21 protein-coding genes and 2 pseudogenes are annotated in these 24,745 nt (G+C 33.8%); 17 read left to right on the top strand and 6 right to left on the bottom strand.

Translation table 11 applies throughout. The features are described 5' to 3' along the window. Window positions 1–57: 57 nt before the first annotated feature. Window positions 58–969 carry an IS982 family transposase gene (locus H033_RS0105290; protein ID WP_026837355.1) on the bottom strand — a complete coding sequence of 304 codons (912 nt, stop codon included), beginning with the start codon at window positions 967–969 and terminating at the stop codon, window positions 58–60. A 128-nt stretch (window positions 970–1,097) separates the two neighbouring features. On the opposite strand from H033_RS0105290, the gene H033_RS22010 reads away from it, so the two are divergent. Both H033_RS22010 and H033_RS19645 read left to right on the top strand, forming a co-directional pair. After that, the gene (locus H033_RS22010) at window positions 1,098–1,610 is read left to right on the top strand and encodes a hypothetical protein (protein WP_231367557.1); all 513 of its coding nucleotides are present in this window, start codon (window positions 1,098–1,100) and stop codon (window positions 1,608–1,610) included. Between the two features lie 416 nt (window positions 1,611–2,026). Then, a pseudogene (locus tag H033_RS19645) lies at window positions 2,027–3,639 on the top strand (UxaA family hydrolase). Here H033_RS19645 and H033_RS0105325 read toward each other — a convergent pair. Next, window positions 3,634–4,668, bottom strand: a complete 1,035-nt coding sequence (locus H033_RS0105325) for a LacI family DNA-binding transcriptional regulator (RefSeq protein WP_026837361.1) — start codon at window positions 4,666–4,668, stop codon at window positions 3,634–3,636. The pseudogene H033_RS19645 and the gene H033_RS0105325 overlap by 6 nt on opposite strands. A 443-nt stretch (window positions 4,669–5,111) precedes the next feature. Here H033_RS0105325 and H033_RS0105330 point away from each other — a divergent pair. The 14 genes and pseudogenes from H033_RS0105330 to H033_RS0105395 form a co-directional block, all read left to right on the top strand. After that, a pseudogene (locus H033_RS0105330) lies at window positions 5,112–5,498 on the top strand (IS4 family transposase); the annotation flags it as partial. An 835-nt stretch (window positions 5,499–6,333) separates the two neighbouring features. Then, window positions 6,334–6,546 (top strand): hypothetical protein, encoded by a 213-nt coding sequence (locus tag H033_RS0105335; protein ID WP_026837363.1) that lies wholly within the window; start codon window positions 6,334–6,336, stop codon window positions 6,544–6,546. After that, window positions 6,543–6,845 carry a hypothetical protein gene (locus H033_RS0105340; protein ID WP_155827731.1) on the top strand — a complete coding sequence of 101 codons (303 nt, stop codon included), beginning with the start codon at window positions 6,543–6,545 and terminating at the stop codon, window positions 6,843–6,845. The genes H033_RS0105335 and H033_RS0105340 overlap by 4 nt, the downstream gene beginning before the upstream one ends. A gap of 8 nt (window positions 6,846–6,853) precedes the next feature. Continuing rightward, window positions 6,854–7,279 (top strand): hypothetical protein, encoded by a 426-nt coding sequence (locus H033_RS0105345; protein WP_026837365.1) that lies wholly within the window; start codon window positions 6,854–6,856, stop codon window positions 7,277–7,279. Window positions 7,280–7,457: 178 nt separating this feature from the next. After that, window positions 7,458–8,126 (top strand): hypothetical protein, encoded by a 669-nt coding sequence (locus tag H033_RS0105350; RefSeq protein ID WP_026837366.1) that lies wholly within the window; start codon window positions 7,458–7,460, stop codon window positions 8,124–8,126. Next, window positions 8,126–9,688 (top strand): type I restriction-modification system subunit M, encoded by a 1,563-nt coding sequence (locus tag H033_RS0105355; RefSeq protein ID WP_026837367.1) that lies wholly within the window; start codon window positions 8,126–8,128, stop codon window positions 9,686–9,688. Before H033_RS0105350 ends, H033_RS0105355 begins: the two co-directional genes overlap by 1 nt. 235 nt (window positions 9,689–9,923) lie before the next feature. After that, window positions 9,924–11,147 carry a restriction endonuclease subunit S gene (locus H033_RS0105360; RefSeq protein ID WP_196809423.1) on the top strand — a complete coding sequence of 408 codons (1,224 nt, stop codon included), beginning with the start codon at window positions 9,924–9,926 and terminating at the stop codon, window positions 11,145–11,147. A 3-nt stretch (window positions 11,148–11,150) separates the two neighbouring features. Further along, window positions 11,151–11,828, top strand: a complete 678-nt coding sequence (locus tag H033_RS0105365; RefSeq protein WP_026837369.1) for a hypothetical protein — start codon at window positions 11,151–11,153, stop codon at window positions 11,826–11,828. Next, window positions 11,812–12,426, top strand: a complete 615-nt coding sequence (locus H033_RS0105370; protein WP_026837370.1) for a hypothetical protein — start codon at window positions 11,812–11,814, stop codon at window positions 12,424–12,426. The genes H033_RS0105365 and H033_RS0105370 overlap by 17 nt, the downstream gene beginning before the upstream one ends. A 345-nt stretch (window positions 12,427–12,771) precedes the next feature. Next, a complete protein-coding gene (locus tag H033_RS0105375) occupies window positions 12,772–13,674 on the top strand; it encodes an Abi family protein (RefSeq protein WP_026837371.1) in 903 nt (300 codons plus the stop codon). A 201-nt stretch (window positions 13,675–13,875) separates the two neighbouring features. Further along, complete coding sequence (locus H033_RS0105380; protein ID WP_026837372.1) at window positions 13,876–16,749, top strand: type I restriction endonuclease subunit R; 2,874 nt, start codon at window positions 13,876–13,878, stop codon at window positions 16,747–16,749. A gap of 29 nt (window positions 16,750–16,778) precedes the next feature. After that, window positions 16,779–17,729, top strand: coding sequence for a phospholipase D family protein (locus H033_RS0105385; RefSeq protein WP_026837373.1), 951 nt, complete (start codon window positions 16,779–16,781; stop codon window positions 17,727–17,729). A 113-nt stretch (window positions 17,730–17,842) separates the two neighbouring features. Then, the gene (locus tag H033_RS0105390) at window positions 17,843–19,300 is read left to right on the top strand and encodes a hypothetical protein (RefSeq protein ID WP_026837374.1); all 1,458 of its coding nucleotides are present in this window, start codon (window positions 17,843–17,845) and stop codon (window positions 19,298–19,300) included. After that, window positions 19,287–20,387, top strand: coding sequence for a DNA/RNA non-specific endonuclease (locus H033_RS0105395; RefSeq protein WP_026837375.1), 1,101 nt, complete (start codon window positions 19,287–19,289; stop codon window positions 20,385–20,387). The genes H033_RS0105390 and H033_RS0105395 overlap by 14 nt, the downstream gene beginning before the upstream one ends. 122 nt (window positions 20,388–20,509) lie before the next feature. Here the strand turns inward: H033_RS0105395 and H033_RS0105400 are convergent, their stop codons facing one another. The 4 genes from H033_RS0105400 to H033_RS0105415 form a co-directional block, all read right to left on the bottom strand. Continuing rightward, entirely contained in the window at window positions 20,510–22,474 is a 1,965-nt protein-coding gene (locus H033_RS0105400; RefSeq protein ID WP_026837376.1) for a DUF2779 domain-containing protein, read from the bottom strand. Window positions 22,475–22,618: 144 nt separating this feature from the next. After that, window positions 22,619–23,512, bottom strand: a complete 894-nt coding sequence (locus H033_RS19650; protein WP_034886121.1) for a helix-turn-helix transcriptional regulator — start codon at window positions 23,510–23,512, stop codon at window positions 22,619–22,621. 10 nt (window positions 23,513–23,522) lie between these two features. Then, on the bottom strand, window positions 23,523–24,014 hold the full coding sequence (locus H033_RS0105410) for a YqiA/YcfP family alpha/beta fold hydrolase (RefSeq protein WP_026837377.1): 492 nt from the start codon (window positions 24,012–24,014) through the stop codon (window positions 23,523–23,525). Between the two features lie 2 nt (window positions 24,015–24,016). After that, the gene (locus H033_RS0105415) at window positions 24,017–24,244 is read right to left on the bottom strand and encodes a hypothetical protein (protein WP_026837378.1); all 228 of its coding nucleotides are present in this window, start codon (window positions 24,242–24,244) and stop codon (window positions 24,017–24,019) included. Window positions 24,245–24,519: 275 nt separating this feature from the next. Here H033_RS0105415 and H033_RS0105420 point away from each other — a divergent pair, with 275 nt between their 5' ends. Next, the gene (locus H033_RS0105420) at window positions 24,520–24,744 is read left to right on the top strand and encodes a helix-turn-helix domain-containing protein (RefSeq protein ID WP_026837379.1); all 225 of its coding nucleotides are present in this window, start codon (window positions 24,520–24,522) and stop codon (window positions 24,742–24,744) included. Window position 24,745 lies beyond the last annotated feature (1 nt).

The raw sequence follows: 24,745 nt of genomic DNA on the forward strand, positions 1-24,745 counted from the left end.
TGTGAGCTTATCGACCATAATGGCGACATACTTAAAACCTGAGTTCGACCTAAGCGATTAGCAGAATAATGCGAGTTGACCACTTGCCTTAGGCTGTCCTTCAAACTTAATTGCTGGTTTTTTCTCTTGAAAAGAGTAGGCAATTAGACTGGCCACCAGATTGGTTATAAAATTTCCAAAGCTTCTGTGTCTCGAATGCTCGGCGTGACAAATATTTTTGAGCTGATCATTAATCGTCTCAATTATTGATCGTTTCCTTAGTAATATCTTGTCCCTCATTGTCATCAGTACGTTTTTCATATTATTGCGTATCCCCGTGACCAAGTGCAACCCATCATCAAATAGCATCGCTGCAAGATCCTTTGATATATATCCTTTATCTGCATATAGGCTTCCAAAAATCTTGTTCAATATGTTCCCTTCTTTAAGAGGTTCCCTATCGTCCACATTGCCCTGGGTAATTACGAAATTCAAAATTTCCCCCTTATCGTTCACAATAATATGGAGTTTAAAACCGTGGAACCAGCCCATTGTAGACTTCCCTGTAGTGGCTATTCCCTCAAAGACCTTGTTGGAACTTATGCGCTTGTTCTTGCAGACCCTAACAGGAGTGGAATCGATAAAGGAGATCCCCGTGCACTCTCCCAGGCAACGAGTTTTCATAAATAATACAAGTGGTAGCATATTGGCTTGCATCAATTCAGTAAAACGATTATAGGAAACAATATTTGGAAACTCGGCTTTCATATGCTTTTGAACGTAAAAAAGGTAGAAGTGTTTAAAAGTCCTGTGCCCACTAAGTTGAAAGAAGACCGTGATTGTAATAATTTCGCTCATTGACATCTTGAAGGCTCTTTTTCTGTGTTTTTTACCGTCTTCAAGGAGTCTTTGTGTAAAAGCAGGTTCAAAAACATTACAAAACTCATCAAAGTCAAAGAAAATATCAGTAACTTTATCATTAGAAATCATAGCGGAAAATTTAGTTAAATATTTAAATTTCAGATACTTAAATATACTAAATTTCCGCTTTTCTATTGCTTTAAAACCATAGTAATTACTGATATTCTTACATCGAACTCAGGTTTAAAAGTATCATTTTGCGATATGCCGAACTTTTGAATTTGGAGGTGAACTTTGTAAAGTGGGTAGAAAATTCTAACAGTTTTCACAATACCTTGGTAAACCTTATAGTTCCGGGATATCCAATGGGCGAAATAAAAGAATACCAAAGTCAGTTTGAATACGAAGACAGGCTTATTGTAACTGCCGAAGTGTTTTTCCTTTGGGTTATTGAAGATGATGACAGGCTGAAAAATAAGATTCCTTTTGATAAAATTGGGGATTATGTGTTGATTGTTGACGATATTGAACCTTATCGAACCAGGAAAGTTCGTATACTGAACGGTGCACATACCACGATGGTTCCTTTCTCCCTGCTTTATGGAAATGAAACCGTAAAAGAAACCATAGATAATTGCTTTACTGGAGCTTTTGTGGAAAAAGCGGTGTTTGAGGAAATAAACGCGACCCTGGATTTATCAGAAGAAGAATTAAAATATTATCCAGAAGAAGTTTTCGACCGTTTTAGAAATCCGTTTATCAAAAATTAGTTAGCCAGTATCGCACTGAATTCTATTTCGAAGTTTAAAGTTAGGGTATTGCCCAGCCTTTTGACTTACCAAAAGAAATACGACAAATTTCCTTTACATCTCACCTTTGCATTTGCCTGTTTAATCCGGTTTCACAAAGTAGAATGGAATGGAGAAAGCCTACCAGTCCAGGATGATAAAGCTGTTCTGGAAAAATTAAAGGAAATATGGGAATTGCACAGTTAGAATGAGATAGCCCAACAAGTACTTCAAAATACCGATTTTTGGGATACAGATTTAACCCAATTTGCAGAATTACGGGAACAAATTGCCTTAGCACTGGAGCATATTGAGAGCAATGGAATAGAAAAAGGCTTTAAAGATTTTGTGGTTAGGGTTGAAGAATTTTAACCAAAAAACAATGAATATTGACGATTATGAGAGGTAAATTGATAAAATTGCACTCGGATGATAATATAGCGATTGCATTGGTGGATTTAAGAAAGGGGGAATCAATAAGTTTTGAAGGAGAGGAAGTTCTTGTTTTGTCTGATACCCAGGCAAAACATAAAATCACAATGGTGGATTTTGCTCTTGATGATAAAATTTATATTTACGGAGTTTTGGTTGCAAAAGCTACTACTCCCATTAATCGGGGTGATGTTTTAACTGTTGATAATATTAATCATCAAAGCAATCCAACTTTTCAAAAGACGGAACTACCGCCTGGAATGCACCGGATATTTCCAAGTGGAAAGACTGTACCTTTTTGCGCTATCATAGGCAGAACGGACAGGTAGGAACTGTAAATATATTGCTCTTTTTCCATTGGTCTTCTGTGAATACAGAAATATAGAGCTCCTTAAGGAGGTTTTTGAAAAAAACTCAACTTCCAGAAATCCAATTCTCAGCGTCAATTATTGCGGAACTTAATCAATAATAAAAGCCCGGAGGAACACTTAGTTGCTGAAACTGAGAATAAGGATATTTTCGAAAATATAAAAGTAAAATTTATAACGCATCAAGGTGGCTGTGGTGGAATCCGTCAGGACTCGGAATCACTAGCTCGTTTATTGGCCGGATATGTGAATAATCCTAATGTCACAGGTACCACCGTGCTGAGCTTAGGTTGCCAGAATCTTCAAATAGAGCTATTTAAAAATGCTTTATAAGCGATTAATCCGGATATTCAAAAATCTGTCCTTATTTATGAACAACAAAAAATGGGAATGGTAGATGAAATGATGGCATCAATTAATAAAGAATCCTACGAAGGAATCAAAAAAGCGAACGAAGCTAAGCGAACTCCAGTCCCGCTCTCCAAATTAAAACTGGGATTGGAACGCGGTGGTTCCGATGGGTTTTTCGGGATTTCGGCAAATCCTTCCCTGGGATATGCCTCCGATTTGCTTTCGGCATTAAAAGGATCACCCATACTTTCAGAATTCCCTGAATTATACGGAATTGAACAGAAACTTGTAAACCGTTGTATAGACGTCAAAACGGCCAACAGGTTTATGGAACTTACCAAGGCTTATGAAAAAGCGGCAATTGCTTCCGGTTCTGGTTTTGATATGAATCCTTCTCCTGGTAACATAAAAAACGGGTTGATTACAGATGCTATGAAATCGACTGGAGCGGCTAAAAAAGGAGGAACTTCTCCCATAGATGTGTGTTAGATTATGGCGAATATGTCACTAAATCGGGATTAAACCTATTATGCATGCCGGGAAATGACGTTGAAAGCACTACTGCGATGGTAGGTTCTGGAGCTAACGTGGTAGTATTTACCACTGGATTAGGAGCCCCTACCGGAAATCCTGTTTCACCCGTAATAAAGGTGTTTTCCAACACGATCCTAGCCCAAACCATGCCTGATATTATAGACATTGATAGCGGTCCGGTTATAAGGGGGCAAAAGACTATTGAGGAAATGGGAGAGGAAATTTTGGAATTTATAATTCAGGTGGCCAGCGGGAATGTGAAATCCAAAGCCGACCAATTAAATCAAAATGATTTTATCCACTGGAAAAGAGGAGTTTCATTATAAGCTTAAATTCCTGGCAGAAGAATTTCTAATATAAAGTTCAGGAGCTAACACTACCTTTTTTTCAATGGTAATTGTCTGGCTCCCTTTTATTTGTTCCAAAAAAACCTGGGCTGCAATTTTTCCCATAGTTACGGGAGTTTGATCTACTGAAGTTATTGGCAATTCCATATATTTTGTGAAAGGTTCATTACTGAATCCAACAACACATACGTCCTGTGGAATTCGTATTTTTCTACGTTTAAGTTCTTGTATGGCTCCTAAAGCCGTGTAATCACCTGCCGAAAATATAGCATCTGGTTTTTCATCGAGTTCCCATAATTTTGATACTGCAGATGCGCCATTTTCAACTTTGCTATTTGTTTCAATGATATAACTTGAGTTAAAATCAATATCATGTGCTTTCAAAGCTTCGAGATAACCTTCATACCGATTTCGATAAATTCCTAGGTTAAAGTCTCCCGCTAAGTGTGCAATCTTTTTGCATCCTTGTAAGATAAGATGTTCTGTAGCAATATAACCTCCTTTAAAGTCATCAATAGTCACAGAGCTTACCCCTTTGATATCTTTTTTTCTATCAAAAAACACAATTGGAGTTCCTTCTTCTAAAATTTTTTTTATATGATTGGTGTTTTTTGTGGTTTTTGAAACAGACATAAAAATCCCGTCTACCTGTATATTGAGCAAAGCGTCTATTTGATCCATTTCATTATCTATATTTTCATGGGTTTGACAAATAATAACATGAAATCCATGAGGAGTGAGCTCTTCCTCAATACCACGAATTACAGATGAGAAAAAGCTATGGTTAATAAAAGGAACAATTATCCCTACATTGTTACTTTTACCACTCTTCAAGGCTTTTGCCAGGTGGTTTTGTTTGTAATTCATCTCCTTCGCAGTCTTTATCACCAATTCTCTGGTCTTTAAACTGATTTTAGGATTATTGTTCAAAGCTCTGGAAACAGTTGCTGCACTAACATGTATTTTTTTTGAAATATCGTAAATAGTTACTTTCTGTTTTTGGAGCATGGTTGTATTTTAAATAGGTATACTGTAATCGATGTGTTTTTATCAAATACAATTCCTTGTTTTTATTATTTTATTGTTATTTTTTAAATTAAAAAATGAGGGAGAATAACTATAGCTCCAATACACGAGTGCAAAATTAAGGTTTTATTACTATTTTTTTATCTTTTTAATTGCATATTAAATCGATTGCATAAAATTGAATAATATAGTCACAATTTTAATCCATGGTAACTATAAAGGTATTTATTGATTAATGAATCGGAACAAGTAATTGAACTTACTTTTTTGTAGGAGGGGATATATTACATATAGCTGGGTATATAAAAAACTCAAGTTTCGCCCCCACTGTTTACAGGCTTTGAGCGATAATAAAGACACCTTAAAACCAAGGTAAACCTTTGGTTTTAAGGTGTCTTTAGGTTACCACACATAAAGTACAAAACATGCTACAACACGAAGATATTGCAAAAACCCAAGAATTAAAAGGAAAGTTTACTAAGGTTTGGGTGAGTTCAGAATATTTACAGTCACATCTGAATATTTTAGGTTTTGATAAAATAAAAAGCCGGTTCAGTTGGTGCAAGAAGGCAGGTTTTTCATTCGAGAGCTTGATCTCTACGCTTTTAATTTTACCACTTCTTGGAGTCAATTCCATTTATGGACTTACAGCCAATAAGGGCACGGAATTGAGTAAATGTGGAAAAGATTCGTACTATCGGATTCTAGCTAATCAAAAAATCAACTGGAGAGCTTTTTTGGCTCAGTTCGTAAAGCAGTATTTATTGAAAGATGAACTTTTCTTTACATCATTGGAATCCACGAATTTGATAAGGTCATACATTGCTACGTGCGAAAAAAGCAGGGTATCCCCGGCTTTGGCAAGTAGCAGGAACTCTCCATAATTGTTGGTCACCGTAGATCTGCCGGTGGTGATATTTTTTAGGTAAACGTTTTCAAGAAGGCTGTCAATAGTTACAACCCGGCCTTCAAGTATTGTCCTTTCCTGCGCGGTTGAGCAAAGCGCAAATAGACTAATTAAAAGAGTGAAAAATATTTTTGTTCTGTACATTTTTTTAGTGTAATGCAAGCATTGCATTTCCCTGTTTTTTTTTTAAAACCCATGGGTGCGAAAGTAATATACTAATTAAAGATAACAGGTATTAGTTTCAAACTCTTGGAGAAAATTATTTAGTTATTTTCGAAAGAATCTTGTTCTGTGCTAATTCCTGTAATGTTTTTTAAAAAAATCGTTATTTCAGAAGTAGGTTTATTTGCACACGGAGAGGGGAATTGTAATAGAAACAGGTTTTAGTAGAAATCAGGCTTCAGATATTATTTTCAGTCTATTAAATGATTCTTCTGTTTTCGGATAAGAGATTATTTTCGTCAATTCAGGGAAACTCAAGTCATTGAATTTCGGGGTGAAATTGATCTATAAAAGTTTTCCGAATATGAAAGCAGTGTGCCGCATCTCAGATCATATTCCTGTTTGGGTAGAGTTTGAGTTTTCCTCGGAGGAAGGGCAATGTTTCTAGCTAGTAGGAGCAATTTTTTATGATTACGTTTTGAAAATATTAAAAGTGAATGTTTCATTCTAGTATGGCTTTTAAACCGACATGCTTTGTCTGATCCTTAACTTAAACTTGTATTGAAATTAAAAGCAATATGAGGAAACTTGAAATAAGCCTTACCGAGGAGCAATATCAACACATGCAGGAAGAGATCAAATACTCAAACCGAGTTCATTTGTCTGAAGGGGTCTTTGGAGGCTATGAGCTATGCCTAAGCGTTGGCATCCCGAATGTTTTTCCAGCAACTCTGGAGATGAAAACCAATAAAAGCACAGAACTGGGGGAGGTGAAATGGAAAATTCAATGAAAGATCTGAATCACTTTCAGTTCCGTGGAGAGAGAGGAAAACGCAATCTATTGATCATTGGGCTTTATGCGGTGGATAATGATGATCTTATTTCTCGAATAACTTTGCAAAATACTGATGCAATAGCCAAAGAAGAGGCTTATGATGGCTGGATAAGAGCTAACCCCAGAGATACTTCTTCAGTAACTTTAAGAGGAATTGTTCCGGAGATAGAACCAGGCAATTTTATAAAGTTTGACTTTCAGCACTATGTGCACTACAGAAAATTGTCTCTTAAGCCCGAGATCATGATCAAATAAGTAGCCTAATGAAATATGAGATCGAATTTTTTAAAGGGCTCTCTCAAATTGAGGGTCTTGAGAAATTGTTGGGGATAAGTATTATAAAAAATGCTTTGATAAGTTCTGTTTTAAAAGGTGTAGATCCATCAACTTTTAAATTAGAGAATCATATGGATCACTGCCTAACGCTGGCTAACGAGAAGTATCTTCTCTTTATAATTTTGGACTCAAATGATTTCATTATCACTGAAATCAACCAAGCGATCAGCCTCATAGATCATTATATTCCTGTAGTAGTTAAACTGGAAAAAGATTTTGAAACTTTTGGATTTAAAAAGGAGATAGATTTATCTATCCAGAAAATATGTGATATTGCAATAAGAAAAGGAGTTTCAAATAAGAACCTGTTTTTAATATTTCTGAGAGTTTTGTTCGATAATGATCCTTACTAATAAAATTTTAGTGTTTACATTACGGAAAAACTTTTCAAAGCTTTAAGAAAAGCTTTAGATTTACGGAGTTATCTTCTATTTTGCCCTATCAAAAAGGAAATGAAATCACTCAATGCCCTAAACTATTTAAGCTTGAGATCTTTAAGCTCTCAATCACTAATTTGATTAAACCTACTTAATGAGAGAGAAAATTTATAAGAAAATTACTGACACTTTAAGTTCTGAAAATTTCGAACTTAAATTAGAGAGGATCAATAGGAACTACCCAAACTTAAAACAGGAAATTCAGATAAGAAATTGTCTGTTGGAATTGATCAATGCAGATTATTTTGCTGGAGCATTTCAGCATAGAGCTTTTGCAGAATTAAAACATATTGAATATCCCAATAAAAGAGTAGATCTTACTTTTATTAACCAAGATGATATTGAAGAACGCTACACGGTAGAATTGAAATTTCAATATTCTAATGACTTTTCGAAGTTCAATAAATATGATCACATAATCAAGAGTGATTTTGAAATTAGAAATAGCGATCTGTTTATATTAATTGTTGCACATTGGGATAAGGAAGATAAAAAGAAGTTTGAGGATAGATGGTTTGATGAAAAGCATGATTTGGCTCCAGATCTAAATAGATACATTAGTAAGACAGAATGTTGGAAAAAGAATATTCCAAATCTTTTAGGTTCTTATGATAAGTGTAAGAGTGAAAATTTCATTTCTTTAGATATTGGAGAAGAAGATGAATTTAATCACAGAGTGAATTATAATTTTTATTTTCTTAGAAGAGATTTTTTGAAGAAGATAATAGAAGTTGAAAGTGATCTTAAAATAGAAACAGTTTAATGACAGAAGCAAAACAAAAATTGGAACAACAACTCTGGAATATAGCAAACACCCTGAGAGGGAAGATGGATGCAGATGATTTCAGGGATTATATACTAGGGTTTATCTTCTATAAATACCTAAGCCGAAAAATGGAATTATATGCAGATACTATACTTAAGCCAGATTCGCTTACGTACCACGAGCTGAAAGGACATAAAGATGAAGTTTTATTGCTGGAGGCCATTAAAGGCGAATCTTTGGATAAACTGGGTTACTTTCTTAGGCCTGAAGAAATGTTTGGAGAGCTTGCCAAGCGCGGAAATGGGAATGGCAAGAGCAAATTTATTTTAGGGGATCTTGCAAAGGTATTAACTAATATTGAGCAGAGCACCATGGGAAGCGAGAGCGAAGAGGATTTTGGAAACCTTTTCGAAGATCTGGATCTTACCAGCAGTAAACTGGGAAAGACCGAAGAAGCTAAAAACGAACTCATTGTAAAAGTGCTTACCCATCTGGAAGAGATAGATTTCGATCTGGAAAATACAGAGAGCGATGTTTTGGGAGATGCTTATGAATACCTTATTGGAAAATTTGCCTCTGGTGCCGGGAAAAAAGCAGGAGAATTCTATACGCCACAACAAGTAAGTAAAGTCTTGGCGCAATTAGTAACCATTGGAAAAGACCAGATAAAAAGCGTATATGATCCAACTTGTGGTTCTGGTTCGCTTTTACTTCGAGTAGCAAAGGAAACTAATGTAGCCGCATTTTACGGGCAGGAGAGCAATCCTACTACCTATAACTTATGCCGCATGAACATGATCATGCATGACGTGCATTACAAACGTTTTGATATTTATAATGAAGACACCCTTGTAAATCCTTCTCCTAAACATATAGACGAACGATTTGAGGCTATTGTAGCCAATCCACCTTTTTCTGCTAACTGGAGTGCAAGCCCATTGTTTATGAGCGACGATCGTTTTTCTGCATATGGGAAACTAGCTCCAAAGACCAAGGCAGATTTTGCTTTTGTGCAGCATATGGTGCACCAATTAAGTGACACGGGAACGATGGCTTGTGTGTTGCCACACGGAGTGCTATTTCGTGGCGCTGCTGAGGGGCATATTAGAAAGTATTTAATAAAGGACAAGAATTATCTGGATGCCGTTATTGGCTTACCTGCTAATATTTTCTACGGAACAAGTATTCCAACTTGTATCCTTGTGCTTAAAAAGAACAGGGAACATAAAAAGGATATTTTATTTATAGATAGCAGCGCGCATTTCGAAAAGATTAAAACGCAAAACTACCTGCGGAAAAAGGATATCAAGAAAATTGTAGAAACTTATAATGAAAGAACTAAGCAAGATAAATATAGTTATGTAGCTACTTTAGATGAGGTTAAAGAAAACGACTTCAACTTAAACATACCACGTTATGTAGACACCTTTGAAGAAGAAGATCCTGTAGACTTAACAGCCGTTGCTACAGCCCTCAAAGCCATAGATGCAGACATGGCCAACACCGATGCCACCATAGCCGATTATTGTAACCAACTAGGCATAGACACACCCTTTTAACTATGTCATCCTGAACTTGTTTCAGGATCTCATTAAAGGAATTAATAAATATGAATAAAATCAAAACATATAAATTAAATTTTGGACACGTCTCCCGATACTTCGGGAGTCAGGCTATCACTACTTGCTATTTTGTAAAAACCAAAATGAGCTTAAACAAATGCCTTAATCATTTGTTCACCTTATGAGTACCGCAACTACACATATCAAAACCGAAAAAAAACTCATTCCCGCAATGCGATTTAATGAGTTTGAAGGAGACTGGTCTATTAAACCTCTTGGTAGCGAATCCAATCATATTTCTTATGGTTTAACAGTAAGACCAGAATTTGTTGAAGAAGGAATTCCTTTGATTTCAGCTAGAGAAATTACAACTGGAGTTGTGAATATTGATAAAGGTCCTAAAATAAGTCAAGAGGAATTCAATAAGTTATCTGATAAAGCAAAACCAAAACAAGGAGATGTTTTTTTAACAAAAACTGGAACAATAGGATTGTCTGCTAGGTTTATGTTGGATATCCCAATCGCAATAACTCAAAATATTGCTGTAATTAGGTTAAACGATGAAAAAGTAAATTCTCCAGTTTATTTAATTCAATATTTTAAGACTAGGGATTTTTATAGAAGTGCTATATCTAGAGTCAATCAGTCAACAATAATGGATTTGCAGCTTGGCGATATTAGAAAACTATTAATACCATTCCCAGCCCTGCCCGAACAAAAAAAAATAGCTTCCTTTTTAACTGCGGTAGATGAAAAAATACAGCAGCTTACCAAAAAGAAGGAATTGTTGGGGCAATACAAAAAAGGCGTAATGCAACAACTCTTCTCGGGCCAGCTCCGCTTCAAAGACAAAAACGGAAATCCCTACCCAGATTGGGAGGAGAAACGTTTGGGGGAGATTGCTGACGTAACAAAGCTAGCCGGGTTTGAATTTACTAAGCATATCGTTTATCGCGATAAGGGTGAAATTATCGCCTTACGAGGTCTTAATATTAAAAACAACACACTTGATTTAAACCAAGTAAAATATATTGATGATAGTGATTTTTCTAAATTGAATCGAAGTAAATTATTTATAGGTGATTTGATTTATACCTATGTTGGTACAATTGGAGAGGTTGCAATAATCGAAGAAAATGATAGGTTTTACCTCGCTCCAAATGTTTCTAGGATTAGGTTTAATGAGGATGAATGTCTCGCAAAATTTTCTATACAATATTTTATTAACCCTGTTTTCAAAGAAAGAGAAGTTGGTAAATATATTTCATCCAGTTCTCAACCTGCTCTGTCAATGACTAATATTAGAAAGTTTAAAATATCACTTCCTTCAATTCCTGAACAACAAAAAATCGCCAATTTTCTCTCTGGAATCGATACCAAAATAGAAGCTGTTTCTCAGCAGATCGCCCAAACGCAAAGCTTTAAAAAAGGCTTGTTACAACAAATGTTTGTGTAAAATATGATTTCATACTTTCACCATAATAAAGGGAAATTAAAGAGTTGTGAAGACAGTCTTACGGCTGTTATTTTTGATACTCTTAAATATTTACCTTCAGATATTTTCTGGAATATCTTAAAAGATTCGCTTTATCATGATAAACTACCTTATTGCAGTGGAGAATTGATCTCTATTTCATTTTGGGATAAATGGAATTCTAACGGAACCACCAATATAAGATATATCGAACCTGATGTATTTCTAAGATTTAAGGAATTCGATATTATTATTGAAGCAAAGCGCAATGACAAATTTCAACAGTTAACTCATCAAATGGAAAAAGAGATAACTTCTTACTTTAATGAATATGGTCCTGATGATAAGAATTTATACTTTATTCAATTAGGTGGATTACATTCCAAAGAAGATGTAGAAAATTTCACTTCCAATGAAAATAAGGTAATTATATGTAAGACTGACTGGTCTATAATGTTGCATCATATTGCACTTACCAATAACAAGTTGAAGGAGATAAATGTTTCTACCTTGAATGCTTACACTAGAATTTTAGATGATTGCATTAAAGGTTTTGCATTACACCAATTTTATGAAAAGTTATGGCTAGATGATTTACTTAAAAGTAAACAATTAAAAATAAATCCACTAAAACAATATTTCAAATATGCAGAAAGACCTTGAAGATCGTTTAATAGAAGTGCGTAAGGCATATAGACTTTTATATGATTACCAAAGAAGAATGCTTGATCTTATGGGTTTTATAGGAGGTTCTTTCAACAGAGAATATGAAGGAGGCTATCCGAAGTTTAGTAATCCTTCGCCTAATAATGGAAGAGGAAAACTTGAGCAATGGTCCTGGGATTGGTTGAATATGTATTATTATGAATTTCATTTCTCAAAAAAGAAAGTAAAAACGAATACTCAATATTTCGCTGTTTTTTTAGTTACAGATACTGGTTATTATGAAATTAAGAAAGAAGTTGATATCGCGAAAACTAAGATTAGTGCATTTGAAACTCCTGAGAAATCAAAAAGTAGGTTGATCTTCGTGGTAGGAGAAAACTTATGGGATCCATTCGGAACAAATTGGAGTTCGCCAAGTTTTATATTAGGAGCGGAAGGACGAAAAGGAGAAGTCGGAAATATGATGGTCTATAAGGGGTACGCATTAAGCAAATTTGGAGATCAGGATTCGGCTATTGAGCAACTTCGCGATTTTGAAGAATATTGTAAGAAATTTAATATTGATTTTAAATATCAGGAACGTAAAATTAAGTGATTCTGATAACTAATCCTTTCACTAGCTATCTTGAAAACAAGTAATACATTATTTTATAAATATTAGTTAAATTACCTCCTAAAATTTTTGAAGATAAATCAACTAAACCTGTTGAAAGTCTAAACTAAAAAGGAGTGAATGTTTACAGGTTAAAATTAATTTCAAAGAAAATGCCAATCATATTTACAGCAATTGTTGTATTTTTGCAGTAACAGTACACACCACGCTACCCATTAGAACAGCGTCCCAGGGTGTGTCTTTTGCTTTTATACCTTTTGTTAAATTAATAACTATCTTGAAAGTTGCACTGTTTTATGCTAATTCAAGATTTTTATATATTCAAAAATGTTCGATAAAACAGCTCTTACCATAGAAGACCAGATTGAAAAATTGAAGAATCGAGGTCTTGAAATTTATCCCGAAGATAATGCTGCGCATTATTTGTCGCATATTAGTTATTACAGGTTAGGGGAGTATTGGCATTCTATGCAAGAAGATAAACAAGATCATATTTTTAAACCCCATAGCCGTTTTAAAGATGTTATTTCTCTTTATATGTTCGATAGGGAATTGCGTTTATTGCTATTTGATGTTATCGAAAAAATTGAGATAAGCTTACGTACAAAAATTATTTATCATCTATCCCATGAGATCGATCCGTGGTGGTTTCAAAATTTCAATCTTTTTATTGATAGCAAAGCCTTAGTGAAAACCCTATCCAATTTAGATGATGAATTAGCAAGGAGCAAAGACATTACTATAAAAAATCATTTTAAAAAACATAAAGACGATCTGCGTTTTCCTCCCGCGTGGAAATCTTTAGAACAAACTAGTTTTGGAGCCTTATCAAAATTATATGGCAACCTTAAACACACCGTAAATTCTAAAGATGTTATTGCCCAAGAGTATGGAGCGGTAAACCACACCTTCTTGCCAAGTTGGTTACAATCAATAGCACAAATAAGAAATTATTGTGCTCACCATTCTAGATTATGGAATCGTAATTTACCAGGAGCGCCAAAATTGCTTTCTAAGCCACCATTTCCGTGGATTGAGAACGTTCCAAAACATCATGAGTTTCAACGATTATATATTCATTTATGTTTAATGAAATATTTATTGAACATTATACAGCCTTCAAACAAATTCACCCAAAGACTACAGGAATTATTTGATAATCATGAGAATGTAGATCCAAATGCTTTAGGAATGAAGGAGAATTGGTTTAATGAGCCGTTGTGGAAATAGATTTCATTAAAATCAAAATAAGATAATCGCCTGATTTTCATATTAATTCGGATAAAACACCCGTGTTAAATAAGAAACATCTATAACATTTAATTTGTCGGGTATTTTTCGTCATAAATATTAACTAAATTGCCAAAACCAATATCGTTTTTTAACCCTATTTAATGCGATATGATCTATACGTTAACTTATAACCAATAAATGGGTTACCAATCTGAAGCTGCATTAGAAAATCAACTTGTTAAGCAATTAGAGAGCTTAAACTATACTAGAGTTACTTTAAATAGCGAGGCCAGCGTGTTGGCAAATTTAAAAAGCCAACTCGAGGTGTTTAATAAAACGCTATTTTCTACTACTGAATTTGATAACATCCTAAATCATCTTGCTAAGGGTAACGTTTTTGAAAAGGCCAAAAGCTTGCGAGGTCGCTTTCAGCTAACTTTGGATTCTGGTGAGCCATTTTATGTAAGGTTCTATAATTCAGAAGATACTTCCAGAAATTTATTTCAGGTCACCAATCAGATCACTCAGGAAGGAACTTATAAGAATAGGTATGATGTTACCTTGCTTGTCAATGGTTTACCGCTAGTTCAAATTGAGTTAAAACGCAGAGGTCTGGAATTAAAGGAAGCTTTTAAACAGATCAATCGTTATAAGCGACATTCTTACTGGAACAACTATGGTTTGTTTAATTTCGTACAGCTTTTTGTTATTAGCAATGGAGTAGATACTAAATACTTTTCAAACAATCCTTTATCCGCGCTTACCTTTAAACAGACCTTTTTCTGGGCAGATACAAATAATAAGAACATCAAGAAACTTTCAGATTTCACTACTGCTTTTTTAGACAGAGCACATCTAGGGAAAATGATAGCGAAGTATATTGTGCATAATGAAACACATAAGATCCTTATGGCGATGAGGCCGTATCAATATTACGCTTCAGAAGCGATAATAGATCAGGTTGAAAACTCGAAGGAAAATGGATATATCTGGCATACTACAGGTTCAGGTAAAACCCTCACATCTTTTAAAGCAAGTCAGATTATTATGGATCTGCCAGGGGTACATAAAGTGGTTTTTGTGGTAGACAGGAAAGATCTGGATTACCAGACCATGAAAGAATTTAATAGCTTTAAAAAGGATAGTGTAGATGTAACCGATAGCACCAGTTCTCTTGTAAAACAATTTGCAGACGATACTAAGTTAATTCTTACCACTATTCAGAAACTGAATAATGCTATTAAACCGGGAAGGTATCAATCTCAAATAGAACATCTACAGGATAAAAGGATCGTCTTTATTTTTGATGAGTGTCATAGATCTCAATTTGGAGAAACTCATAAAAGCATCACTAAGTTTTTCCAAAATTCGCAACTTTTCGGATTTACCGGAACTCCAATTTTTGCAGATAATGCTAATAAAAATGATCTCGGGAAAAGAACTACCAAAGATCTATTTGGTAACTGCTTGCACAAGTATGTGATCACCGATGCAATTAGAGATCAAAACGTGCTTAGATTTAGTATAGAGTATGTTGGTAGATATAAAAATAAGAGCAACACATTTATAGACATAGATGTTGAAGATATAGATACTAGCGAGGTTTTAAATGACCCCAATCGATTAGAAAAGATTACCGATTATATCATTAAATATCACAATACTAAGACCAAAAATCGGGAATACTCTTCCATTTTTGCTGTTAGTAGTATCGCTAATCTAATTTCTTATTACGAGCATTTTAAACGCAAGAAAGAAGCTGGAGAGCATGATTTGAGGATAGCTACCATTTTTACCTATGGAGCTAACGAGGAAGATGAAGAAGCTCAAGGATTACTTCCGGCAACTACTGCTCTTGCAGCAGAGCCACAAGTTCTTTATAAAACCAGCCATACAAGAGAAAAACTGGACGAATTTATAGTAGATTATAATACGATATACAACACCGCATTTTCTACTAAAGATTCACAGCAGTTTGAAAATTATTTTAAAGATATAAGTAAGCGATTAAAGGAACGTGAGAAGGTTGGGTTTAAGGAGGAGGATAGATTAGATATCATTCTTGTTGTAAATATGCTTTTAACGGGATTCGATGCTAAAAAAGTAAATACCCTTTATGTAGATAAGAATCTAAAGCATCATGGTTTAATTCAAGCTTTTTCAAGAACCAACAGGATCTTAGATGAGAAAAAATCGCATGGAGAGATCGTTTCCTTTCGGAATTTAAAAAAAGCTACAGATGATGCCATAGCACTCTTCTCTAATAAAAATCCTAAAGAAGATATATTGCTTCCAGATTATGAATTTATCGCCGAAAAATTCTCTGAAGCCTTTATAGACCTATTAAAAATTGCCCCTACAGTTAAAAGCGTAGATGAACTACCGAGTGAAGATGAAGAGTTAGCATTTGTACAGGCCTTTAGAGCCTTAATTAGAGCAAAGAATGTGTTGACCTCTTTTACAGATTTTAGCTGGGATGATATTCCCATGGATGAGCAAACCTTTGAAGATTATAAGAGCAAGTATTTAGACTTATATGAAAAGGCAAGAGGAGATCATCAAAAACAAAAAACCTCTATTCTGGATGATGTAGATTTTGAATTAGAACTGATACATAGAGATGAGGTAAATGTTGCATACATACTAAAACTGTTAGTTGGATTAAAGCAAGTAAAAGGAAGAGAGGCAGATCTTCAGAAAAAGAAGATCATGGATATGCTTGCGGGTGATATAGAGCTGCGAAGTAAGCGAGAGCTAATAGAGAAATTTATAGATGAGCATCTGCCTAAAATAAGTGATGTAGACAGTATTTCTGATGAATTTGATAAATATTGGAGCGATCAAAGGGTGTTAGCGCTGGCTGAACTGTGCGAAGAAGAGCACTTAGACAAGGATCAATTTAAATCATTAATAGATGCTTATGTGTATAACGAACATGAGCCATTACGTGACGAGATCTTTAAATGCTTAGACAATAGACCAAGTGTACTAAAAGCGAGGGAAATTGGAGAGCGTATCATGAGTAAAATGAAAGATTTTGTTGAGGTATTTGAACGTGGATTTGGAACTTAAATTATTATTATAAATAAATTTTTGATTAAATGAGTAAATTTTTGACTGGGGAAGACCTAGAAAATGTTGTCTATGATATTATATGGGATGCGGAGAAAACTCTGCTAATTGTTTCACCATATATAAAATTAGATGATTACTTCAAAGATCTTTTCAAAAAGCATATGGATAATCACAAGCTTCGAATCATCCTAGTGTTTGGAAAAAATGAAAAGAAAGTAAATAGGAGTCTAAGTAATGAAGATTTCGATTTCTTTAAAAAGTTTCCTAATGTTAGTATTGTTTATGTCCCACATCTTCATGCTAAATATTACGGAAATGAAAAGAAAGGAGTAATTACTTCCATAAACCTATATGACTATTCCTTTAAAAATAATATCGAGTTCGGAGTGTTTTCTGAACAAAAGATCCTCAGTAAATTCACCACTTCCGCAGACGTTGAGGCATGGCACGAATGTATGGAATTGGCTCATAATAATGAAGTTGTCTATGTTAAGAGACCTGCTTATAGAAGTAAGAAAGGGTTAATGAGTTTTGGGAATGAATATGTGAAATCGGAAGTTTTATTTGATTCTACTGAAAAGTTTTACGGTTCAGGGAAATCGAATCTTAATTCAGATAAAAGATTAGACGATTTTGCGGATGAAATAGATTTAGACCAGGCTCATAACGTAAGGCCAGAGCGGGTTTGGAGAGACGATAAAAAGGAAACAGTAAATCCAGCTCCAAAAAAGAAATTTACTTTCAAAACACAACCTGAAAATAAATCGAATGTAGGCTACTGTATAAGAACTGGTGAGGAAATAGAATTCAATCCAGAAAGACCTATGTCACTAAATGCCTTTAAGAAATGGAACCAATTTCAAGACGTAGAATATGGTGAGGCCTATTGTCATTATTCAGGTGAGCCTTCCAATGGAGACACAACACTTGCTAGGCCAATCCTTAGAAAGAATTGGAAAAAGGCAATGTCCAATTAATAGGAGACCTATGCAAAAAAACGCTAAAAATATCACTTTTCTAAAGGATTAAGTTAAATTAAAAAATAGATTATGAAAGAATTAGAGATTTTAAAACCAGAAAGAAACAATTAATGAAATACAAAATTACATTAATTGTTTCTTTCTGGTTTTTTATCAGTTGTACCTCTAGCATAGATGATCTTGTAAAGGAAAGTTCGCTAAATTTTAATATTACAGAAATAAATAAAATTTATAATAATAACCCTAATCGTAAACTTTATATCGATAAGTTAGTTGTTAAATATTGGGGGGGGAGAATTAGAAACGCAGATTTTATTCAATTAGAACAATTGAGGTTAAAAAATAATCTTGTTATTTTAAATGAGAAAATTGAAAAAAGAAAACTGTATTTAACCTCTGAAATATTTCAAAAACTCAAAAGAACCGATATATCAAATTTGAGAAAATTCATTGTTAAAAATCCACATTTAGAAGAAGTGTTTAATTACTTTATTTCAGAGTTTATTCTTCCAAATTTGGAAAATTACACCTATAATGAATTATTAGATTTAGAATCATGCACAAAGATTTATGATGATTCAAAAAAGATATTAGAATTTGAATTAGCAATTAGGGAGGAAAAAATATTAAATACTATAGTTAATTTTTCTTTTGTTGAATTAAATAATTATTACAAAGATAATCCTGGAAATGAAATCGTTATTAATTATTTTCTAGAGTCTTATGTTTTACCTACAATTCAGGATTATGATTATTTTGAACTTAAACAAATAATACCTTTAATTAAATTTTCTTGCATTGTGAACGAAATAGAAGTAATAAAGAGTGAGAAAAGAAGAATAATATTATCTGATATAAATATGGCATTACAGTCCCGTATTAATGATGAAAATAAGGTTTATTTAAATTATAAAGTAAGTTTAAAAAACGAAGTTGATGAATACTTCTACCCTGGGTATGAAAAATTTTGTGAAGAATATTTTGATTTTGGAAGTGATTTATATAGAACTTATGCCACTGTTGCAGATTTTTTGACAAGTGGGAATCGGGTTGAGGAAGACTACGTTGAAGATTGGAATAAATTTATTGATAATTCCAAAATTGATGATATTATTAATGAATATGGGGGTAATTTTAATGATTATCTTAATTCGGATAGGTTAGGAACTAGAAATGAAGTTTCAACTTTATTTGTGAATCAATGCCAAAATGAAGAAATTGTAGAAGATTATTCCATTACGAAAAAAGAAAGGGTTAATTTCCAGAAAGGAAAAGAAATATCCCAAAGTTTGGCTTCCAAGAACACTCTTACCGAAGCTGGAAATATAACAATTGATGTTGCTGCTGGTATTTTTACTGGAGGTTTTTCACTGTTTTTTACTAGAGGTGCCAGCATGGTAGGTTCCGCATCAATAAGCATTTCAAATGAAGGAAATGCTGAAAAAAAATATAGAAATATGTATGAGCAATCCTTACAATCTATTTTTCACAAATACGATTCTATATTTTATGGTAAACAGAAAAAATTTAATATGAAAATCAAAAAGGAAATAGATGAAAAGCTTTAACATAATATTACTTACCATATTATTGTTGTTTTCAAATGAAATGAAATGTCAATCAGGTTTATTAAAGCCTTTTCTTAAAGAGGGAGAAAAAGAGATACTTTCAGAATCCATTGAATACAGTGCAAAAAAAGGAGGTAAAGAAATGCTTTCCGAAACTATTGAATACAGTGGAAAAAAAGGAGTTATAAATTTAGCGGAATACACGTTAAAGAATGGTTCAAAAGAATATGTTGAAAAAATTGCTAAAAGGTCATCTTCTAGTATTTTTTCAAAACTTTCAGAAAAATCGATTAAAGTTACAAGTGGACTAATTCCATTAAAGCTTATTAATGAATCAAATGAAAAATTAATAAAAAAGAGCTTTAAAGCACCAATAGATAAAGAGTTATCGGATTTTGCTTCTAAAAACGTATTCAAACTTATTCAAAATGAAAGGTCAATTACAGTTTTTAGTAAAGAAAATATTTTTTTAGGTAAAATATTTAAAACAGGGAAACATACTGTAATAGAAGCTCATGAAATAATTACAAAAAAATATGGAGGTAAAGAAAGATTTTATGTAAATCCAATTTTAAATAGTCCAAGACCAAATACTTCATACAAAATAGGTAATACAATTTATAAAACTGACTATTATAGTCGAACCGTTTCGGCGAGAATTAGTTCTTTTCCCAAAAATATAATTAATAGACCACAAATTAAGGGCGTTGTTAATAGAAATTCTAAAAATGATTTACTTGGATTAGTTTCTGGAGATGTTAGGGGGCACAAAATTGCACATTCATTAGGTGGAAATTCTGGAAAAGTTAATTTTTTCGCTCAATCTGGAAAATTAAATAATGGAAGTTATAGCTCAATCGAGGGGTTATTGAACAAAAATAAAGGTTTTATTAAAAATTATGAAGTTACATCCACATATTCAGGTAAATCATATCGTCCTAAGGAAATAATTCAGAGATTTGAATTTAGAGGTGATGTAAATAAGTTGATAACAACAAAGAGCAAGCATCCTGGATTTAGTTATGTAAAAAGCGTTGATGTAAATGGTTTAAAATTTTATAATTGTCAGATAAAACACATAAACTAATTTAAATAAGTTTGTGATATTAATATGGTTTTTAAAAATAGTTAAAACACTGAAAATAAGACATATAGATGCAGCAGCTCAGGGCACTTGTTCAAACTGATGATAAAAGGACTATCAGTTTTTTATTTACACACTTCTCTAAAAAATTCATAGATCATCACCATTGCCAAGGTGTCCAGTTCGCAATAGCGCAATAATCCATTTCTTATAGCTTCCCGCTCCTCTTGCATAACCTCAGGAAACTGAAGTTTTCCATAGGCAAACAATGCGGCTCCTCCATCTTTAATTTCCGAAAGGCTGTCGGCAACTTGTTCCAGTTGTTCATTATCCCAACCTTCAAAAATCGGAGGTAAGGCTTTGTATGGACTAATAGGAGTTCCATTTTCCATTTTTAGAAATACATGAGAATTATCAAAGTTATTGCTCGTTACACCTAGATTAGAAAGTGGTTGCTGATATTTTTCTTGCAGATACTCGCTAGAAGTTAAAACAGCTGGTAAGATGGCTTTGATGGAATTGGAACCTCCTGTAGAAGGGTCATAATAGTAATTCACCACGGTTTTCTGAAGATCTATCATATCTCGTTCTCCGCGCCATGACTTGGCATTCTTTTCTGTATTATGACTTATGGTTTCTATAAAATCCAGAAGTTCCTGTTTATCTAGCTCCTCAGATTTCAGTAACTGATTATAGATAACATTCACAATGGTGTTCTCATGATTGTGGTATCTAAAAATACTGCCTTTATTTTCAGAAAGAGAATCTCTTAAGGCACGAATAAAATCGAGGTTGGGGATTATTCCAATTTCTGTATTTAAATATTCATTATGATGTTCCACGCTGCCATCTTCATAGACTATATGATGACTAAATTGAAAGGCTATCTGTTCATAGGGGTGCATGCCAGCCATAAAAGGAATGGCAACCGCAGTGGTTTCAAAATCGATAAAATTCAATGGGAATTTCCAAGAATCCAGTTCCATCCTTAAGTTTTCTATATCAAAATAGGGTGTAGCATCGTCTTCTTGATGTTTACTTATCTGAAGCCATTGGCGTTCCGAACGGTTTATCTTGCCGGCTTCGGGGCGAATGTTGAGGTCATTCTCTGTTAATTCATCCATAAAAAAGCGGCCTTCCTCTATGGCATTTTTTACAGGATTGTACCAAACATTATATACTTTAGGGCGATCTATTTTATGATCTGGAAGTTGAAGTTGTTCCCTCCAACATTCGTGAAATCCACTTTTTAAACCTTCAGATGCATCTTTGATTTGGAATTCACAGCCTTTACAATGAGCACCTATTTCAGTAAATATCTTTATATCCTCCTGATAATGCTTTTTGAAATGAGCAACTGTTTCTTCAAAAGAGCTATCGGTATCTATTGGGTTATTATTTAGAATGAGATCTACTTCTGGGCTCACATTTATTAAGCATAGAATAGATTCTCCAATATCATCTTTGCTTAGACCTTCCTGTTTTTCTATACCAGTACGTAATTGAGAATCGGCAACCACTTTAAAACATTGATGTAAACCATCCACGGTAGTAATTGAATGCTTATCTACTAATTTAAGATAGGATGAAATTTGCCATTCGGGATAGCATAATTGCATTACATATTTTTGAAAAGCAATATCATATAAGTAGATATCCCAGCCACCACTCAAATTGCCTTTATTATTTATAAAGGAATCATGGGAGTTGCTATTGATCGATTTGGCTTTGATCTCTATTAACCTGATCTTATTTCCTTTTTTCTCTAAGATATCCACACGAATGAACAGACCGTCTATTAGAAAAGCAGGTTCGAAGATGGTTACATTCTCCTCCTTCAATAATTCTTTGGTTTTATCTGCCAGTAACTGATAATTATAATCTTCACCAAGAATAGCAATTCCATTTGGGTGATCCATCCTTGCCAATTCTTCCACTTGAAAACCTCCTTGCGCCAAACCTTCCAGAAAGGAATCGCTTTCACTGCTGTTTTCATATTCCTTTTTCCTGGTATAGTAGAGTTTTGTTGGGCAATCTAAAGCAAGTTTGAAGCGGGATTTGGTAAGATATCTTCTTTTCAGATCTTTCATAGATGAGATTATTGATTTGAAGATAGGGCTTCGGAGTGGACTAATATAGGTAATTAAGTTTACTGCTAAACATCCTTTTTATTGGGAAAATCTAATAAGGTAGGACCACAATACTAAACACTTTAGAACTTTTATTCAGGTACACTATGAATATGGTTTAATAGCAGATTTTAAAGTATCTAAAATAGTTTCCTTAAGACTATTTGGTTCCAGAACTTTAACCTGATCTCCATAGGAAAGGATTTCCATTTTAAAATCATAGGTAGGTCTTATGAAATAACTAAACTGATATTCTTTTTCAGTTTTGGAAATGAGCTTCTGGCTTCGATGTAGCGGAAGGGATTCTATATATCTCCCTTCTCTAGCCGTGAATGAAAAAACGACATCAATCGGTTTTTCATCTGTTCCATTTATTATCCCGAAACTATCCTTAAACTCTTGATGAACGTTGTACTGTATTGGTTTGAATTTTAATTCAGTTATTAACAGCGACACAATTCTGTCCAGGGCAAAATTCTTAATTATATTATCTCCGTCCTTTGCGATAAGATACCACCTGTTTCTTGCTTCCTTTAAAGCAATGGGTTTGACATCTCTATTGCTGTCTGTATCATCATAAAATTTATGATACTCAAATTTCACTTTTGAACTATTCTGAATAGCATGAAGCAGCCCTGCCATGTTCTGAGTACCTAGAGACCTTCGCTCTTCAAATACTAAGCTATTTCCCAAGCTTTTAGAAAGTCGAATTGCATTTAAGATCTCAAAATTTTCACGCAGTCTTTGGGAATGTGTTTCTTCCATATCATCCTTTATAAAGTATTTTTTATTACTTCGATCAGATTCAATTTCAATTCCATAAATAGATGCTATATCAAGGATATCTCTTTGGAAAGTTCTTTGAGAAGTCATTAAACTTTCTCCTCTGGAGTCAGGATCCATATTCATTTCATCTTGAACTTCATCATATCCCATAGGTCTTAACCTTAGAAGAGAAATAATTTTGTAATGACGTTTGATGGTTTGGCGGACAGACATAGTATTAGTTTTAATAACAAAGTTTAGAAAAGAAGATTTCAGTTTGAGTTTCGAATAGGTCTAAAGGTATTCGATGCCCTAATCGAGGATCTATATGAAGGTCTATTTCTTCTTTATCAATGTAGTTCCCTAAAAATGCTAAAGTCTCCTTAGGATCTACAATATCATCTATACCACCAAGAACAATTTGCTTATAAGAATTTATCTTGGTGTAGTGAGGTTTAATTGATGAGATCCCATCATATTTAGCTAATGGTGGATTAAACAATAATGATGGTCTGCCAATACTGTCTGAAATAATATAAGAATTTAGAGCTCCCATGCTACTTCCAATAATCACATTGATCTCAATATCTTTAAGCTTGTCTAATATTAATTCCGGTTGAATATGTTTAATACTGTAATCAATGTCGGGGGCGTAAACATGGCCATATTTTTCAAGTACTTCCCGTTTTTGATCATTGAGTTTGCTTTTAAGACCGTGTAAATAAAGTATGTTCATAGTTATTTGCTTAGTTGTTTATTAGTAAGATCGCTTCGATAGGATTTCCCGTCTTTAACCCAATTCCAATTGTTGGAAATCTCTTTTAGTTGAGGCAGTTCGATTAAAGATTTTGATAACTTTTCCCTGACCAGGCGTCTTAGTTTTCTATTTGCTTTTAGCTTTTCTTCCTTTTCAGAAGATGCCAGGCAGTTTCCTAAAATTGGTAGTTTTCTTCTCGATCTACTCATCGGTATCTAATTCTATAAAACAAATAAAGTTAATTAAAGCGACAAAATATGTCGGCATTAGAATTAATTTAAATTCTTTTCTTTTCAATACTAGGGTACAGCTTCGATGTCGCATAACCTACTACAGATTATTAATATGAATAGTGCAGCGTAAAGCACTTTTTGGGTATTAAAACTTCAATAAACAGTAAAACCATCCAAATAGTGCATTAAAAAGCACTTATAAGAGGTTTATTCAATAAAGTTTTTTATATTTACCTAAAAAGAGCAATATAATGCACTCTGATTCACTTATAGAAACCATAAAAAACCGCAGAGAAATGCTTCAGGTAACTCAAGAAGTGCTGGCAGAACTCTCTGGGGTCGGCTTGCGAACCCTAAAACAATTTGAAAGCGGGAAAGGCAATCCAACCTTAGAAACCTTAAATAAACTGGGGGATGCTTTAGGTTTGGAGCTTATATTTCAGGTTAAGGATATCACAGTAACAGAAACACACTAAC

The organism is Gillisia sp. JM1, from assembly GCF_000424645.1.
Classification (GTDB): domain Bacteria; phylum Bacteroidota; class Bacteroidia; order Flavobacteriales; family Flavobacteriaceae; genus Gillisia.